Consider the following 16521-nt stretch of genomic DNA (forward strand, 5'->3'; position numbering starts at 1 on the left):
GCTAGCGCGACGCCGGCCGGCCGCTGGCGAGTTGCTCGTCGAGCGTCAACAGGTCGTCGCCGAGGCGCGGGCGCGGGTTGGTGACGGACATGGCGACGCGCGGATTTGGCGCCAGCCCCAGCGCGTCGTCGTAGTCGTCCATCGCCGCGTCCTGGTGCAGTTCGCGCACCGGCGCAAACTCGTCCCGCCCGCCGCCCGGCTGCGGACCGGGCTCCGTACCGTAGCGGCCCGGTTGCACGTGGTCGAGCAATTCCATGGTCCTGCGGGTGTCCGCGTGGTCCGGCCCCAGGCGGCGCAGTTGCGCCTGCAGCACCTTGTCGATCAGCACGCGGGCGGCCTCCTGCTCGTTTTGCGCCAGCAGGGTGCGGGCCAGCGCGGTCTTGCTGCGCAAGGTATCGGCGTGCTCGGCGCCCAGCAGGCGCTTGCGCTTGGCCAGCACCTGTTCCTGCTCGCGCCGGGCCTGGTCGAAGTCGCCACGCTGGAACAACAGGTCGGCCCGGGCCGCCTTGCAGGACAAGGTCAGCAAATGCTCTGAGCCAAGCATGCGCAGGTAGGCGTCCAGCACGCCGTCCTGGATGGCCAGCGCCTCGGCGCCTTTGCCCTGCTCGGCCAGGGTGGCGGCCAGGTTGGCGCGGGCGGCGAGCGTGTCGAGGTGCTCCGTCCCCAGCAGGCGCTCGCGCGCCTCGACGATGCACTCCTCCAGGAACTGCGCCTCGTCCAGCCGCCCCTGCTGGCGCAGCACGCCGGCCAGGTTGCTTTTGCTAATCAACGTATCGACATGGTCCTCGCCCATGCCGCGCTGTCGCAAGGTCAGGCTTTCCTCGAGACAAGCCAGCGCCTGGCGCAGCCTGCCTTCGCGGCGATACAGCTCGCCCAGCAGGTTCAGGTCGCGCGCCAGCGGCTGCGACAGGGCCCGCGCGCCGCCCTCGCCCAGCGCCTGCCGCGCCTCCTCGATGGCCGACAGCAGGTGGATCTCGCGGCTGGACTGCCACGGGAAATAACCGGGTCCGAGCCAGTCGAGGAAGGCCTCGAAGGTGCGCGTCAGCGAAAAGCGGTCGCCGCCTTGGTCCATCCGCACCGCCAGTTGCTCGCCGTAGGCGAAGGTGCGGGTCTGTTGCAGCTGGACTTCGTCGAAATAGCTGTCCAGCGACACTTGCTGCATGCCGTAGCACTCGCGCATCAGCCGCTCGAAAATGGGCTGGTAGCCCACTATATTATGTTGCGGGTCGCCGCGCCGCCATTGGGCCCGCTGGGTGCTGTCGCCCATCTCGATGCGCGACGGCAGCGGGTAGACCACCAGCGGACGCTGCTCGTCCTCATGGCTGCGCCGGTAGGTGGTGGCGCGGGTGACCAGCGCCTGCACTCCTTCCAGGCTCTGACGGTTGGGCGTGAACACCACCACCAGTTTGCGCGGCAGCAAGGTGGTGCAGATGCCGGCGGTATCCGTGCGGCCGGTGCGCGAATCGACCAGCACGTAACGGAAGTGGCGCGCCAGCTTGTCGGCGAAACAACGGAACAGCGCCGGGCAGCGGTCGAACAACTCATCCCAGTGCACGGCGGCCAGCCGCTCGCCATAACTGTCGTCGAAACGGCCGGCGCGCATCAGATACAACTGGCTGCTCTGGTCGACCCGGCTGACGTATTGTTCCCATCCCACCGCCGCCAACACTTCGTGCGCCAGTTCCTCGTCGTCGAGCACGTCGGCGCCTTTGCGGCGCCGATGTAGTTGTTCCCGGCAAGCCTCGAACAGTTCCAGCACGCCCGGTCGCTCCTCGCCGTGCTCGAAGTAGTGATGCAGGCCCGGCGCTTCCATGTCCCAATCAATCATCAATACCGGGGTGGTGGCGTTCTGCTGTCTCGCAAGCAATACCGCCAGATTGGACAAGGCCATCGTGCGACCCGTCCCACCCTTGTAAGAATAGAAAGTAACCACTTCGCCGTTGGCTGTGAGCGGTGGCAAAGACAATGATGTGGTTTCCATGACAAACCTTTAGCGAGGGAAGTGGGGAGGAGGGATGGCGCGCCATTCGGGCGGAATGTCGGGCATAACAAAACGACCACAGTCATGCTCGGGCGGCGTGCAGTGTTTCAGGTAGTGGTAGTGCTCGGCGATGCGGAGGACGATCTTTTCTATATCGGGTAGAAAATCCGGGTTGGTCTTCAAGTCCCCGCTGGCCAGGGTGTACCGCGAAAAATCGACGTACATGCCCGGCCCCGAAATCTGCGGCGGCAAACTCAGCGGATGCCGCGTCATGATGACCGGGATGATCAGGTGGCTGGGCAGCGTGTACCATTTCCTACGCTCGTTTTCAATTAGTTGCATTGCTGCAAACTCACGCCGGGTGTAGGCATGGGCCTCATACTTCGGTGTATAAATCACAATCATGCAAACGCTTTCACACATCGCCCTGGCAATCTTCTCGTCCAGGTCGTCGCCTCCGCCGAGTTGCTCACTGTCGACAAACAATTCGTTTTCGTTGTCGAAGTGGGGTTCCAGATAACATTTCAAAGCATCGATCAAATCGTTTTTGAACTTGCTCATGTATGCATGCTGGCCGTGTGCATAGCTGAAAAAACAGCCGTGGCGGATAGTCATGGCCTCCTCCGATCCTGCTCCTTAGGGGAACAGCGCTTAACCAACTCTAACAATGCACTCATCCGCCACTTTGCGCGAACGCAAACGGGTGCGATATGCAAGGCTTGGGATGGCGCTCGTGTCGGCGCGGCGGTCACTGCGGAAGCGGGTCCTCAAAGCCAAATATTGGCTGGAACGCACCAATATTTGGCATGATTTTGAGAAAAATGGTACGTACGGCGAAGGATATCGGACCGACGAAATCAAATGGAATCGCCCGCTTGGGGCAAGAGAAAAAATACCGAAAGTTACTGGTCGGTATTCTTGTTTTGGAAGAACGCGACCGCGTCCGCCTGCTCGCGGGTGCGCTTGAAGGACGGCAGGCTTTGCCAAATCCGCTTGCCGTAGGGCTTGGAAATCACGCGCGGATCGCACAACATCAGCACGCCACGATCGCCTTCGTCGCGGATCAGCCGGCCGGCGCCCTGCTTCAGATTGATGATCGCTTCCGGCAAGGTGTGGTGCATGAAGCCGTTTTTACCCTGCTTTTCCATCACCTCGATGCGCGCGGCCAGCACCGGATCGTCCGGCGGCGCGAACGGCAACTTGTCGATAATCACCAGAGACAGCGCGTCGCCGCGCACGTCGACACCTTCCCAGAAACTCTGGCTGCCGATCAGCACGCCATTTCCCGCCTTGCGGAACTGGTCCAGCAACTCGGTACGGCCCTTGTCGCCCTGGATGAACAGCGGATACGGCAGGCCGCGCTTTTCGAATTCGTCGCGCAGGCGCTCGGCGGCGCGCTTCACGGCGCGCAAAGTCGTGCACAAAAGGAAAGTTTTTCCGCCCGCCGCCTCGATCACCGGCAGCGCGAGATCCAGCACCGCGTCGGTATAGCCAATGGAATTCGGGTCCGGCAAACCTTGCGGCACATATAAAAGGCCCTGCTCTTCGTAATTAAACGGGCTCGGCCAAGTCTTGGACGGCTCGTCCGTCAGACCCATTTGCTCGGAAAAATGGCTGAAATCATTCTTTACCGCCAACGTCGCCGACGTGAAAATCCAGCTGCGGGGCACGCCTTCGCGCTGGCCGTTGAAGATCGGCGCGATCGACAAAGGCGTTTTGTGCAGCTGCAAGGACGACGCGTAGGCCTCGACCCAGAACACCGCCTCCTCGCCCTTTTCAACGCGCGCCTTCGGATCGAACTTCCAAGACGACAATTTTTGCGCCAGCTCGATGCCGCGCTGGCGGCACTGTTCCAGCGTTTCGGCGCGGGCCGCTTGCGTTTCGAGCACGGCCAACATGCCGTCCAGCTCGTCCTTCAGCGTCTGCAACGCCGGGAAAAAGTCGCTCGATGGCGCGATTTGGGGCAGCGACAGGCGCACGATATCTTGCGGAAATGTCAATCTGAGGTCGCGCGCGGCCTTCTCCACCACCGTCACGACCTTGCCCCAATCGGCGCCGTCGCGGGCGTTCGACAGGCCCTCGGCCAGCACGTCGCGGCACAATTCCAGGATTTGCGAGGTCGAAAAGGTATCGCCGAAGAACAAGGTGGCCGTGTCCGGCAGTTGGTGCGCCTCGTCGAAAATGATGGTGTTGGCCGACGGCAGCAGTTCGGCGATGCCGGAATCCTTGAGGGCGACGTCGGCGAAGAACAGGTGGTGGTTGACCACGACCACGTCGGCCTGCTGCGCCTCCTTGCGCGCCTTCATGACGAAACAATCCTGGTAGTACTGGCACTCGGCGCCCATGCAGTTGTCGCGGGTCGACGTCACCAGGTTCCAGATCAGCGCGTTTTCCGGCACGCGCGCCAGCTCGGCCTTGTCGCCGGAACTGGTCATTTTCAGGAAACGCGAGATCTCGCGCAGGTGGCCGACGTCGTCGCGCGAGGTCATGCGGCCGTTCTGCAAGGTGCGTTCCAGGTGATAATGGCAAACGTAATTCGAGCGCCCCTTGAGCAGCGCGACCGACACCGGCGCCTGCAAAGCGGCGCGCACGGTCGGGATATCGCGCAGGAACAGCTGGTCTTGCAAGTTCTTGGTCCCGGTCGAGACGATGGTCTTGCCGCCCCACAGCAGCGCCGGCACCAGATAAGCGAAGGTCTTGCCCGTGCCGGTGCCGGCCTCGGCGATCAAGGTGGTCTGGCTGGAAATCGCGGCCGCGACCGCCTTGGCCATCTCCGTCTGCGAACGGCGCGGCTTGAAGTCGCCAACAGCCGGACCCAACGGCCCACCGGCGCCGAACAGTCGCTCGACCTCGGAATCGTATTTGCCGGGGGGCAGGTCTGGGGTGGCGCCGACTACGGCGGGAGTGGCGTCGGCGGGCGTTGGAAGGTGTTCGGTCAAAATATACTTAGTTGAGGCGGAAGGGCCGGAATGTTAAGCCGGCACGTCTGGCACTAATTGCATTTTCAGCAGGGTGATATGGTCTTTCAATTGCAGCTTGCGCTTTTTCAGGCGACGCAATTGCAGCTGATCGTGGTGTCCGTCCAGGGTGAGCATGTCGATCACCGCGTCCAGATCGCGGTGTTCGACGTCGAGTTCGATCAGACGACGCTGGATATCTTGTACATCAGTCATATTTCTAGGTCTCTACTCACACAAAAAGTTTCACTGAAACAACACACGTATTGCAAACAAACTGCGACACGGTGCATAGTTTAATCTACGGCGGCCCCGCCGCCAACAGAATGATCGATATCGACGCTCACCCGCCGTTCAGGATACAGTGTCAACCATATGAGCGCCTATAAAATAGAAGCCGGCACGGCCCAGCACATCGGCAACCGGCCGCAGCAAAACGACCGCGTCGCCCTGCTGACGTCGCCGAACGCGCCCGGCTACGTGCTGGCGGTGCTGGCCGACGGCAACCACAGCCCGATCGGCTCGGACCAGGCGCTGCTGACGAGCAGGCATATGTTCGACGATTTCCGCGTCGGCGACGTGCCCAGCATTCCCCGGCTGAAGGAGTTGCTCGGCGCGATAGCGCTGGAGGCCCACCAAGTCATCAAGATGAATCCGATCGCCGCCAGCGTGGAACCGCACAGCGCGCTCGCCCTGCTGGTGCTGACGCCGGCCGGTCAGACAGTCTGGGCGCATGTGGGCGAAACGCGCGTGTACCGCTTCAGCGGAGAGACCAACGTGGCGCGCAGCAATGACAGCGCGTATATCGAGCATCTGGTGCAGAACGACAAGGTGCCGCTGGAAGCGGCGAAGAAACATCGCAGTTCCAAGCTGCTGAGCAATGTGCTGGGGAACAGTTTCAAGGCGCCGTTCGTGACGTTGGGCACGCATGAGGGCTTGCGCCCGGGGGATTCGTTTTTGCTGTGCTCGGATGGGTTGTGGCAGTGTTTCACCGACCAGGAGCTGGCGGCGGCCGTGGCGCGCAACACGCCGCGCCAGGCGGCCGAGCGCTTGATCGGCAAGGCCGCCGAGCGCGCCCAGGGCAAGGGCGACAATTGCACAATGGCGATCATCAAACTGGTGGCGCCCGCCCCGGGACGTTGAAAACCCGTGGAGATACGTAGGGCGGATTAGCGTAGCGTAATCGGCCATGCGTGCGCCGCGTTGACGCATGCATGGCCGATTACGGCGTTCCGCCTAATCCGCCCTACGTGGATCTATGGTCTATTGCTGCTTTTTCGCGGCGGCCGCCGCGGCTGCCGCCTTCTTCTTCTCGGCCGCGACCTTGGCGGCCACCTTGCGTTCGGTTTCCGCCACCCGCTTGGCGACTTCCGCCTGACGCCGCTCGGAGTCGATCTTCTTCTGCTCGAAGCGGGCCACGTTGGCGGCGCGCTTGTCGGCGTCGGCCGCCGTCGCGGCCGCCTCGCGTTTCATTTTGGCGGCATGGTCGGCCTCGCGCTCGGCGACGCGCCGGCCTTTCGGGGGTGCGGGCGCGGGCAAGTTCTCCACATCCTTGACCGGTTTGGGCGGCAAGGCCTCGCGCCGGGCCAGCTCTTCCTCGTCCTTGCGCACGCGCTCGGCCAGGTCGGCATCGCGGCGCGCCACCGAGTCAGCGCGCTTGAAATGCTCCGCTTCCACTTCCAGCACGCGCAGGTTGGCCAGCTCGGCGCGGCGCTGTTCCTTGGCCTTGTCGAGGCAATTGTTGACGAAGAATTTTTCATTGCACACGGCCTCGCGGGCTGCGTACTCGGCGTTGACGGCGTCGCGCTCCTTGGCCACCTTGGCCAGCGTGGCGTCGGCTTCCTCGACCGAATGCGACGGCGGCGCCACCGACGTCGCCTCCTGCGCGAGGGCCGGCGCCGCCACGGCCGCCATGGCGGCCAGCACGGCGATGGCGATCATGTCACCCAACGGTTTCAAACTTGCTCTCATATTCTTTCCTGTTGCATCAGGCCAGCGAACCGGCTGCGGCCCGCTGTTCTTTATCCATGTACTCGCGCGACTGCATCTCGACAATGCGCGACACCGTGCGGTGAAATTCGTTGGCCAGCGTGCCGGTCGTGTACAACTCCTCCGGCTCGACCTCGGCCGACATCAGCAACTTCACGCCCTGGTCGTAGAATACATCGATCAGCCACGTGAAGCGGCGCGCCTCCGACGACATCGACGCCGACATCATCGGAATCCCGGACAATATCACGGTATGGAAGCGGCTGGCGATTTCCAGATAATCGTTCTGCGAGCGCGGCCCGCCGCACAAGGTGTGGAAATCGAACCAGATGATGGAGCCGGCGCGCCGCAGGGCGCGGATCTCGCGCGCCTCGATGCGCACCACCGGGTCCTCGTCGGCCGTCTCGGCGATGCTGGCGTAGGCGTCGCGCAGTGCCTTGTCGGTCTCGGCGTTGATCGGCGTGTAGTAGGAATCGACCTGCTCCAGCGCGCGGCCGCGATAGTCGATGCCGGCGTCGATGTTCATCACGTCGAGCTTCTCGTACAACAATTCGATGGTCGGCAGGATGCGGTCGCGGTGCAGGCCGTCCGGGTACAGCAGTTTCGGGTCGTAGTTCGACGTCATGATGAAGGACACGCCGTTGTCGAACAGCGCCTTCAACAGGTTGTACATGATCATCGCATCGGCCACGTCGGAGATGTGGAATTCGTCGAAGCAAATCAAACGGTATTTCTTGGCGATGCGCTTGGCCACTTCGTCGAGCGGATTGGCGACGCCGGTCAGCTCGTCGAGCTGGCGATGCACGCCGCGCATGAACTCGTGGAAGTGCAGGCGCGTCTTGCGCACCAGCGGCACCACCGAATAGAAGCTGTCCATCAGGAACGACTTGCCGCGCCCCACCCCGCCCCACATGTAGACACCCTTCGGCACCTCGGGACGGTTGATCAGACGCTTGAACGTGCTCGAGCGCTGGCCCTTGTACACCACCCATTCGTCGTAGCATTGCTGCAGACGGTCGACGGCGCGGCGCTGTGCCGCGTCGGCCTTGAAATTGCGCTGTTCCAGCGCTTGCTGATAAAACTCTTCGACGTTCATGTGTTCGATTCTGTGTGGGCGGCGCAAACAAAAACGGGCGGACCGCAGTCCGCCCGCAGTCCGCCTGTAGGACCCGAAGGTTGCTTCAAACCGTGTGCGGCGAGGCGCGGCGACGAAGGCAGTACGCCTGTACGGCGAGGAGCTGCAACGAAGCCGCGCGCGGTTTGAAGCGACCTTCTTAGAAATTGAGCGTGCGCTTGTCGATTGCCAGTGCCGCTTCTTTCGTCGCTTCCGACAGCGACGGGTGCGCGTGGCAGATGCGTGCGATGTCTTCGGCCGAGGCCTTGAACTCCATCGCCACGACCGCTTCCGAAATCAGCTCCGAGGCCATCGGTCCGATGATGTGCACGCCGAGGATTTCGTCGGTGGTCGCATCGGCCAGGAACTTGACCATGCCCGAGGTGTCGCCCAGCGCGCGTGCGCGGCCGTTCGCCAGGAACGGGAAGGTGCCGGCCTTGTAAGCGACGCCCGAAGCCTTCAGTTGCTGCTCGGTCTGACCGACCCACGCGATTTCCGGCGAGGTGTAGATGACCCAAGGAATGGTGTTGAAGTTGGTGTGGCCGTGCTGGCCGGCCATGCGCTCGGCAACGGCAACACCCTCTTCTTCCGCCTTGTGCGCCAGCATCGGGCCACGCACCACGTCACCGATCGCCCACACGCCCGGCAGATTGGTTTTGCAGTCGTCGTCGACGGCCACGAAGCCACGCTCGTCCAGCGACAGGCCGACTTTGTCGGCGGCCAGGCCGTTGGTGTTCGGGGTGCGGCCGATCGAGACGATCAGCTTGTCGAACACGGAGGTGATGGATTCGCCCTTGGCGTTCTCGTACACCACGGTGACATTGTTGTCGCCCTTGGTGATCGCGCCGATCTTGCAACCGAGGTTGATAGCCAGGCCTTGCTTGGCGAACAGCTTGCCCGCTTCCTTGGCGATCTGCTCGTCGACCGCGCCCAAGAACACTGGCAGGCCTTCGAGCACGGTCACTTCCGAACCCAGACGGCGCCATACGGAGCCCATTTCCAGGCCGATCACGCCGGCGCCGATCACGCCGAGCTTGGCTGGAACGCCCTGGATCGCCAGCGCGCCGGTGTTCGACAGGATCAGTTGCTCGTCGAACGGTGCGCCCGGCAGTTCACGCGCGTTGGAACCGGTGGCGATGATGACTTGCTTGGCGTTGATGGTCTCGTTGGCCGGGGCCGAGATCGTCAGCGGGTAGCCTTCAGCGGTGGCGGCGCCGGCGAACGAGGCGCGGCCGTGGAAGAAGGTGACCTTGTTTTTCTTGAACAGGAACAGGATGCCGTCGTTGTTCTGCTTGACGACCTGGTCTTTGCGCTTGAGCATTTGCGGCAGGTTCAGCGACAGGCCGGCGACATCGATGCCGTGGTCCTTGAACGCGTGGCCGGCGTGCTCGAAGTGCTCCGACGATTGCAGCAGCGCTTTGGACGGGATGCAACCGACGTTGGTGCAGGTGCCGCCCGGTGCGGGACCGCCTTTTTCATTTTCCCATGCGTCCACGCAAGCAACGGAGAAACCCAGTTGTGCGGCGCGGATGGCGGCGATATAACCGCCGGGACCGGCGCCGATGACTACTACGTCAAATTGTTTACTCATTTTTTATTTTCCAATCAGTTCTTCGTCTGGAACGAAAATCCATAACAGAATGTAGATCGCCAGGCCGAAACCAAAGGTCAGCACGAACATCACAAACAACAGGCGCCAGATCCACGGCTCGATGCCGGAGACGCGGCCGAGGCCGCCGCAGACGCCGCCCAGCCAGCGGTCGGTCCGCGAGCGGCGCAGGCGGGTGATGTCTTCACCGATGTTGTCGCCCGGCTTGTAGGGCTCGCTGTCCAACAGGCGCGCCTTGGCGGCGGCGAATTCGGCGTCCGACAGGGCGCCGGCCTGGTGCAATTCGTGCAAACGCTTGATTTCTTCAGCAACGCTCATTGCGTGTCCTCTGAGTTCCCCGGCACCAAACGGTCCCGGGGTATGACCGGCGTATCGAAAGCGGTGACTTACAGGTCCAGCAGCAGACGTGCAGGATCTTCCAGCGCTTCTTTCATGGCGACCAGGCCCAGGACGGCTTCGCGGCCGTCGATGATGCGGTGGTCGTAGGACATCGCCAGGTAATTCATCGGACGGATCACGATCTGGCCGTTCTCGACAACAGCGCGGTCCTTGGTCGCGTGCACGCCCAGGATGGCCGATTGTGGCGGGTTGATGATCGGGGTCGACAGCATCGAGCCGAAGGTGCCGCCGTTCGAGATCGAGAACGTGCCGCCGGTCAGGTCGTCCAGGGTCAGCTTGCCTTCTTTGGCCTTGGCGCCGAATTCACCGATTTTCTTCTCGATGTCGGCGATCGACATCTGGTCGGCGTTGCGCAGGATAGGCACCACCAGGCCGCGTGGCGAACCGACAGCGATACCGATGTCGAAGTAGCCGTGGTAGATGATGTCGTTGCCGTCAACCGAAGCGTTGATGATCGGGTACTTTTTCAGGGCTGCGACGGCGGCCTTGACGAAGAACGACATGAAGCCCAGCTTGACGCCGTGCTCTTTTTCGAACTTGTCTTTGTACTTGTTGCGCAACTCCATTACTGGAGCCATGTTCACTTCGTTGAACGTGGTCAGGATGGCGTTGGTCGATTGCGATTGCAGCAGACGCTCGGCGATACGGGCGCGCAGACGGCTCATCGGCACGCGCTCTTCCGGACGCTCGCCCAGGCTGGCGACGGTCGGCGAAGCGATCTGTTGCAGCGCTGGCTTGGCGGCTGGCGCGGCCAGTGGCGCGACGGCCGGGGTGGCGGCTGGTGCGGAAGCGGCCAGGGCGTCGCCCTTGGTCACGCGGCCGTCTTTGCCCGAACCGGCGACATCGCCAGCGCTCAGGCCTTTTTCGGACAGGATCTTGGCGGCTGCAGGCATGGCGACATCGCCCTTGCTGCCACCGGTGGCGGCTGCGGCGGCTGGTGCTGGCGCGGCGGCAGGAGCTGCTGCCGGTGCTGCGGCGGCGACAGGAGCGGCGGCGGCTGCGGCGGCGTCGGTGTCGATCACGGCGATCAGTTCGTCGGCGACAACGGTGCTACCGTCGCCCTTGATGATCTTGACCAGCACGCCGGCTGCGGGCGCAGGCAGTTCCAGAACGACTTTGTCGGTTTCGATATCGATCAGGTTTTCGTCGCGCGCGACAACGTCGCCGACTTTTTTATGCCACGTCAGCATGGTTGCTTCAGCGACCGATTCCGACAATTGAGGAACTTTGACTTCGATTTGTGCCATTGTAAAACTCCGTATATTTGTTATTGCGGCGCCGCCCCGCGTAGCAAGGCGGCGCTCCGTAAGTAGTGTGATGTAAGGAGGGGCCATACACCCAGCACGGCCCCTTAACGCTTATTTCGTCAGGATGAAACCTTTGAGCTTCGAGAAAGCCGTTTCCAGCAGGTCTTTTTGCTGGGCGTAGTGCTTGTCGTAGTAACCGACGGCCGGCGATGCCGACGCCGGGCGACCGGCGTATGCCAGGCGCTGGCCTGCGTCCATGCTCTCGAAGATGTTGTGCTGAATCTGGAACCATGGGCCCTGATTCTGCGGCTCGTCCTGCGCCCACACCACTTCGGTCAGGTTCGGGAACTTCTTCAGTTCGGCGGCGAACGACTTGTGCGGGAACGGATACAGCTGTTCGACACGGATGATGGCGGTGTCGGTCTGGCCGCGCGTTTTGCGTGCGTTGACCAGGTCGTAGTAGACCTTGCCCGAGCAGGCGACGACGCGCTTGACCTTCTTGGCATCGATTTTCTCGTCGACTTCGCCGATGACGGTCTGGAAGGCGCCCTTGGCCAGTTCGTTCAGCGACGAGCCTGCTTCCTTGTTACGCAGCAGCGATTTCGGGGTCAGGATGACCAGCGGCTTGCGGAACTGACGCACCATCTGGCGACGCAGCACGTGGAAGATCTGCGCGGCGGTGGTCGGCTGCACGACTTGCATGTTGTTGTCGGCGCACAGTTGCAGGAAACGCTCAGGACGCGCGGACGAGTGCTCGGGACCCTGGCCTTCGTAACCGTGCGGCAGCATCATGACCAGGCCCGAAGCGCGGCCCCACTTCACTTCGCCGGAGCTGATGAACTGGTCGATGACCACTTGCGCGCCGTTGACGAAGTCGCCGAACTGGGCTTCCCAGATCGTCAGGGTGTTCGGTTCTGCGGTCGAGTAACCGTATTCGAAGCCCAGCACCGCCTCTTCCGACAGCACGGAGTCGATCACGGTGAACGGCGCCTGGCCTTCGGCGATGTTCTGCAACGGCACGTAGGTGCCGGCATCCCAACGCTCGCGGTTCTGGTCGTGCAGCACGGCGTGACGGTGCACGAAGGTGCCGCGGCCGGCATCCTGACCGGTCAGGCGCACTGCGTAGCCCGAAGCGACCAGCGACGCGTAGGCCAGGTGTTCGCCCATGCCCCAGTCCAGGTTCAGTTCGCCGCGACCCATGGTGGCGCGGTCGCCCAGTACTTTTTCGACCAGCGAGTGCACTTTGAAGCCGTCCGGCACCGTGGTGATGCGGGTGGCCAGGCGTTTCAGTTCGGTCATCGGCACGGCGGTGTCGGCCGAGTCGGTCCATTTGCGGTTCAGGAACGGCAGCCAATCGACGGCGTACTTGTTCTTGAAGTTCGAGATCACCGGATCGACGGTGTGCTTGCCGGCGTCCATCGCGTCGCGATAGGCGGCTTGCATCTGTTCGCCGCCGTCGGCCGGGATCACGGTCTGGGCAACGAGCTTGTCCGCGTACAGCTTGCGGGTGCCTGGGTGCTGGCCGATCTTCTTGTACATCAGCGGCTGGGTCAGCGCTGGCGTGTCTTGCTCGTTGTGGCCCAGTTTGCGGTAGCAAATGATGTCGACAACGATGTCTTTCTGGAACTCGAGACGGTAGTCCATCGCGATCTGCGAAGCCAGAACGACGGCTTCAGGATCGTCGGCGTTCACGTGCAGCACCGGCGCTTCGATCATCTTGACGACGTCCGAGCAGTAGATGGTCGAACGTGCATCGCGCGGGTCGGAGGTGGTGAAACCGATCTGGTTGTTGATGACGATGTGCACCGTGCCGCCCGTGCCGTAGCCACGGGTCTGCGCCAGATTCAGCGTTTCCATGACAACGCCCTGGCCTGCGAAGGCGGCGTCGCCGTGCACCAGAATCGGCAGCACTTGCTTGCCCAGGTGGTCGCCGCGGCGATCCATGCGGGCCTTGACCGAACCTTCGACGACCGGGTTGACGATCTCCAGGTGCGACGGGTTGAACGCCAGCGACAGGTGAACCGGACCGCCCTGGGTCGAGATGTCGGACGAGAAACCTTGGTGGTATTTGACGTCGCCGGCAGGCAGGTCGTCGCCGTGCTTGCCTTCGAATTCTTCGAACAGTTCCTTGGGCGCTTTGCCCAGGGTGTTGACCAGCACGTTCAGACGGCCACGGTGGGCCATGCCGATAACGATCTCTTGCACGCCTTTTTCGCCGGCGCGCTGGATGATCTCATCGATCGACGCGATGAAGGTCTCGCCGCCTTCGAGCGAGAAACGCTTCTGGCCGACGTACTTGGTGTGCAGGTAGCGTTCCAGGCCTTCGGCCGCGGTCAGACGCTCCAGGATGTGCTTTTTCTTTTCCGCCGTGAAATTCGGGGTCGAACGGATCGATTCCAGGCGCTCTTGCAGCCAGCGCTTTTCGGTCGGGTCGGAGATGTACATGTACTCTGCGCCGATCGAACGGGTATAGGTGTCGCGCAGGTAGTTCAGCAGGTCGCGCAGGGTCGCGGTCTCCGGGCCGAAATAGGTGTTGCTGATGTTGAAGACGGTATCCATGTCCGCATCGGTGAAGCCGTAGAAGCTAGGCTCCAGCTCATTGATGGCCGGACGTTCCTGGCGTTGCAGCGGGTCCAGATTGGCCCAGCGGGAACCCAGATAGCGGTAAGCGGCGATCAGTTGCGTAGCTGCAACACGCTTGCGGCCCATTTCGGCGTCGGCCGAGGCCACGACGGTGCGGATAGGACCGGATTTGGCGCGTTCCGCGAAGGAGGCGATGACGGAGGCGTGAGCGACGTCTGGCTTGTTGGTGCCATCGACGGCCGGCACGTGCTGCATGGCATCGAAGTACGAGCGCCAGTTATCTGGCACGGAACCTGGATTGTTGAGATACGCCTCGTACAGTTCTTCGACGTACGGAGCGTTCCCACCAAACAGGTAGGAGTTGGACGTATATTGTTGCATTTGCTGCTCACCTTTCTTCGCGCTTCGCGAGGAATTAGCGGGTTAGTCTAACCTTCCGCGACACGGCCTGACCGGTTAGCGGATTGCACATCAAGTTGTGGGGAAGGGCTAAAGTTCTTCAGTGGTTCAAAAAACGGTCATTCAGGATAGCACCGGTATTGTATCGCAACAACCATTTATGTACCGAGACCGCCACTATTAATTTTCACCTAAGTCGCGCGGCGGGCGGGGCCGGCGCAATATTTATCTAACTTCGCCACCGAAAGTTGCCAATCTCGACTAAGCCACGGAACCACGTAGGGCGGATTAGGCGGCACGCCGTAATCCGCCATTTATGAGCCGCCAGCGGAGCACGCATTGGCGGATTACGCTACGCTAATCCGCCCTACGTGGATCCGAGGCTGGTTTGAGAGAACCAATCAAGCAAAAAATCCAGCATCGCCCGCAGCGCCGGCGACATATGCTGGCGCGACGTATATATCCCGTAAATCCCCATCCGCTGCGTTTTGTAGTCGGGAAGCAACGCCACCAACCTCCCCTGCGCGATCAGCGGCCCGGCACTATATAGCGGCTGCAAGGCGATGCCAGCCCCCTCCACCGCCGCTTTTAGCAGTATATGGTCGTCATTGGCCGACAAATTGCCGCTAACCGGCACCGTCACCTCCTCGCCATCTTTGCGCGTGAACTGCCACAGGCTTTGTCCGAAATACGTGTAAGCCAAACAGTTATGGACCGCCAGATCCTCGACCCGCTGCGGCGTGCCGCGCTCGGCCACATAGGATGGCGCCGCGCACACCACCGAATCGCAATGTCCCAACTGCCTCGCGATCAGGTTCGGCTCCAACGCGTTAGTGATGCGCAATGCCAGATCGATGCGCTGTTCGACCAGGTTCACCGCCCGGTTGCTGCCCTGCAGATCGACCGAGGTGCGCGGATAGCGCTTCAGAAAGGCGGTCACCGCGCTGGCCAGTTCGGCATGCGCCAGCGATGGCGAGCACGTGATGCGCAACAACCCTTTCGGCGTGTCGCCCTCGTCGACCGCCACTTCCATCGCGTCGGCCAGCTCCAGCAACTTGCGGCAGCGCGCCAGGGTAATGTCGCCGGCGTCGGTCAGGCTCAGCCTGCGAGTGCTCCGGTGCAGCAGCCGGGCGCCGGCCCACTCTTCCATCTCGGCCAGATAGCGCGTGACCATCGCCCGCGACATGTCGAGCGCGTCGGCGGCGGCGATCATGCTGCCCCGCTCGGTGATGGCGACGAAGACTTTTGCGGCGGTGATACGGTCCATTAGCTCGATCCATGCAATTAACAAGTACAGATTAACCTGTTTTTCCGCCGAACAAAGAAATTTATGATGGACTCACTTCCCACCCACTACGAAAGCCGATCATGATCAAGCACACATTGATGTCCGCAGCCCTGGCCGCAACCGTTGGCGGCGCCGCCGCCGCGCCGCTGAAGCTCGACGTTTTCAATCCTGGCGAAGCCGCCATTTTCCCGGTCGCGTCGGTGCTGGTGACCGGCGCCAAGGACGCGGTACTAATCGACGCCCAGTTCTCGCGTGGCGAAGCCGTCAAGCTGGTCGAAAAGATCCGCGCCAGCGGCAAGCGCCTGACCACCGTCTACGTCAGCCATAGCGACCCGGACTTCTACTTCGGCCTGGACGTGATCCACGCCGCCTTCCCGGACGCCAAGATCGTCGCCACGCCGCAAACCATCGCCGGCATTGAAAAGAAGAAGGACGCCAAAGTCGCCTACTGGTCGCCTATTTTGAAAGACAACGCCCCCAAGAGCATCATCGTGCCGCAGCCGCTGCAAGGCGACACCATCAAGCTGGAAGGCGAAACGCTGAAGATCGAAGGCCTGAACGGCGCAACGCCGGACCGCAGCTATGTCTGGATTCCGTCGATCAAGGCGATCGCCGGGGGCGTGGTCGTCTTCAACGGCCTGCACGTGTGGACCGCCGACACCCAAAGCGCCGAGTCGCGCAAGAACTGGCTCGCCACGCTGGACCATATCGCCTCGCTGAAGCCAACGACCGTCGTGCCGGGCCACTTCAAAGTGGGCGCGCCGCTGACGCCGGACAGCGTTGCCTTCACCCGCGACTATCTGGTCCGCTTCGAAGCCGAAACCACCAAGGCCGCCAACTCGGCCGCGCTGATCGCGCGCATGAAGGAACTGTACCCGGACGCCGGCCTGAACGGTGCGCTCGAGACCGGCTCCAAGGTCGCCAAGGGCGAAATGAAGTGGTAAGGCGGGCGGCG

General features: G+C 62.4%; 13 protein-coding genes. 2 read left to right on the forward strand and 11 right to left on the reverse strand.

Annotated features, from left to right (window positions below):
• Position 1: 1 nt before the first annotated feature.
• The 4 genes from AC07P1_RS01865 to AC07P1_RS01880 all read right to left on the reverse strand — a co-directional run bounded on the left by AC07P1_RS01865 (position 2) and on the right by AC07P1_RS01880 (position 5154).
• Complete coding sequence (locus AC07P1_RS01865; RefSeq protein ID WP_494694231.1) at positions 2 to 1891, reverse strand: tetratricopeptide repeat protein; 1890 nt, start codon at positions 1889 to 1891, stop codon at positions 2 to 4.
• A 99-nt stretch (positions 1892 to 1990) separates the two neighbouring features.
• The gene (locus tag AC07P1_RS01870; protein ID WP_494694232.1) at positions 1991 to 2596 is read right to left on the reverse strand and encodes a toll/interleukin-1 receptor domain-containing protein; all 606 of its coding nucleotides are present in this window, start codon (positions 2594 to 2596) and stop codon (positions 1991 to 1993) included.
• A 287-nt stretch (positions 2597 to 2883) separates the two neighbouring features.
• Complete coding sequence (yoaA, locus tag AC07P1_RS01875; RefSeq protein ID WP_494694233.1) at positions 2884 to 4920, reverse strand: DNA repair helicase YoaA; 2037 nt, start codon at positions 4918 to 4920, stop codon at positions 2884 to 2886.
• A gap of 33 nt (positions 4921 to 4953) precedes the next feature.
• The gene (locus AC07P1_RS01880; protein WP_008450659.1) at positions 4954 to 5154 is read right to left on the reverse strand and encodes a YdcH family protein; all 201 of its coding nucleotides are present in this window, start codon (positions 5152 to 5154) and stop codon (positions 4954 to 4956) included.
• Between the two features lie 159 nt (positions 5155 to 5313).
• On the opposite strand from AC07P1_RS01880, the gene AC07P1_RS01885 reads away from it, so the two are divergent.
• Positions 5314 to 6081 carry a PP2C family protein-serine/threonine phosphatase gene (locus AC07P1_RS01885; protein WP_494694234.1) on the forward strand — a complete coding sequence of 256 codons (768 nt, stop codon included), beginning with the start codon at positions 5314 to 5316 and terminating at the stop codon, positions 6079 to 6081.
• 120 nt (positions 6082 to 6201) lie between these two features.
• On the opposite strand, the gene AC07P1_RS01890 is transcribed toward AC07P1_RS01885, so the two are convergent.
• From AC07P1_RS01890 to AC07P1_RS01920, 7 genes are all read right to left on the reverse strand, one after another.
• A complete protein-coding gene (locus tag AC07P1_RS01890; protein WP_494694235.1) occupies positions 6202 to 6909 on the reverse strand; it encodes a hypothetical protein in 708 nt (235 codons plus the stop codon).
• Positions 6910 to 6925: 16 nt separating this feature from the next.
• The gene (gene zapE, locus AC07P1_RS01895) at positions 6926 to 8023 is read right to left on the reverse strand and encodes a cell division protein ZapE (RefSeq protein WP_494694236.1); all 1098 of its coding nucleotides are present in this window, start codon (positions 8021 to 8023) and stop codon (positions 6926 to 6928) included.
• Positions 8024 to 8201: 178 nt separating this feature from the next.
• A complete protein-coding gene (gene lpdA, locus AC07P1_RS01900) occupies positions 8202 to 9632 on the reverse strand; it encodes a dihydrolipoyl dehydrogenase (RefSeq protein ID WP_494694237.1) in 1431 nt (476 codons plus the stop codon).
• Positions 9633 to 9635: 3 nt separating this feature from the next.
• The gene (locus AC07P1_RS01905) at positions 9636 to 9968 is read right to left on the reverse strand and encodes a PspC domain-containing protein (RefSeq protein WP_363504678.1); all 333 of its coding nucleotides are present in this window, start codon (positions 9966 to 9968) and stop codon (positions 9636 to 9638) included.
• 68 nt (positions 9969 to 10036) lie between these two features.
• Positions 10037 to 11296, reverse strand: a complete 1260-nt coding sequence (gene odhB, locus AC07P1_RS01910; protein WP_494694238.1) for a 2-oxoglutarate dehydrogenase complex dihydrolipoyllysine-residue succinyltransferase — start codon at positions 11294 to 11296, stop codon at positions 10037 to 10039.
• Between the two features lie 111 nt (positions 11297 to 11407).
• The gene (locus AC07P1_RS01915; protein ID WP_315217630.1) at positions 11408 to 14260 is read right to left on the reverse strand and encodes a 2-oxoglutarate dehydrogenase E1 component; all 2853 of its coding nucleotides are present in this window, start codon (positions 14258 to 14260) and stop codon (positions 11408 to 11410) included.
• Positions 14261 to 14645: 385 nt separating this feature from the next.
• On the reverse strand, positions 14646 to 15545 hold the full coding sequence (locus tag AC07P1_RS01920) for a LysR family transcriptional regulator (RefSeq protein WP_494694239.1): 900 nt from the start codon (positions 15543 to 15545) through the stop codon (positions 14646 to 14648).
• Positions 15546 to 15646: 101 nt separating this feature from the next.
• Here AC07P1_RS01920 and AC07P1_RS01925 point away from each other — a divergent pair, with 101 nt between their 5' ends.
• Entirely contained in the window at positions 15647 to 16510 is an 864-nt protein-coding gene (locus AC07P1_RS01925) for an MBL fold metallo-hydrolase (RefSeq protein WP_494694240.1), read from the forward strand.
• The last annotated feature ends 11 nt before the right edge of the window (positions 16511 to 16521 follow it).

The organism is Duganella sp. GW821-FHT07F09 (assembly GCF_059418705.1).

What these genes read in the sequence shown, in the direction of transcription:
- AC07P1_RS01880 (WP_008450659.1), bottom strand. Translation starts at nt 5,154, where the DNA reads ATGACTGATGTACAAGATATCCAGCGTCGTCTGATCGAACTCGACGTC.
- AC07P1_RS01870 (WP_494694232.1), bottom strand. Translation starts at nt 2,596, where the DNA reads ATGACTATCCGCCACGGCTGTTTTTTCAGCTATGCACACGGCCAGCAT.
- AC07P1_RS01920 (WP_494694239.1), bottom strand. Translation starts at nt 15,545, where the DNA reads ATGGACCGTATCACCGCCGCAAAAGTCTTCGTCGCCATCACCGAGCGG.
- zapE (WP_494694236.1), bottom strand. Translation starts at nt 8,023, where the DNA reads ATGAACGTCGAAGAGTTTTATCAGCAAGCGCTGGAACAGCGCAATTTC.
- AC07P1_RS01890 (WP_494694235.1), bottom strand. Translation starts at nt 6,909, where the DNA reads ATGAGAGCAAGTTTGAAACCGTTGGGTGACATGATCGCCATCGCCGTG.
- lpdA (WP_494694237.1), bottom strand. Translation starts at nt 9,632, where the DNA reads ATGAGTAAACAATTTGACGTAGTAGTCATCGGCGCCGGTCCCGGCGGT.
- AC07P1_RS01915 (WP_315217630.1), bottom strand. Translation starts at nt 14,260, where the DNA reads ATGCAACAATATACGTCCAACTCCTACCTGTTTGGTGGGAACGCTCCG.
- AC07P1_RS01885 (WP_494694234.1), top strand. Translation starts at nt 5,314, where the DNA reads ATGAGCGCCTATAAAATAGAAGCCGGCACGGCCCAGCACATCGGCAAC.
- AC07P1_RS01865 (WP_494694231.1), bottom strand. Translation starts at nt 1,891, where the DNA reads ATGGCCTTGTCCAATCTGGCGGTATTGCTTGCGAGACAGCAGAACGCC.
- AC07P1_RS01905 (WP_363504678.1), bottom strand. Translation starts at nt 9,968, where the DNA reads ATGAGCGTTGCTGAAGAAATCAAGCGTTTGCACGAATTGCACCAGGCC.
- AC07P1_RS01925 (WP_494694240.1), top strand. Translation starts at nt 15,647, where the DNA reads ATGATCAAGCACACATTGATGTCCGCAGCCCTGGCCGCAACCGTTGGC.
- odhB (WP_494694238.1), bottom strand. Translation starts at nt 11,296, where the DNA reads ATGGCACAAATCGAAGTCAAAGTTCCTCAATTGTCGGAATCGGTCGCT.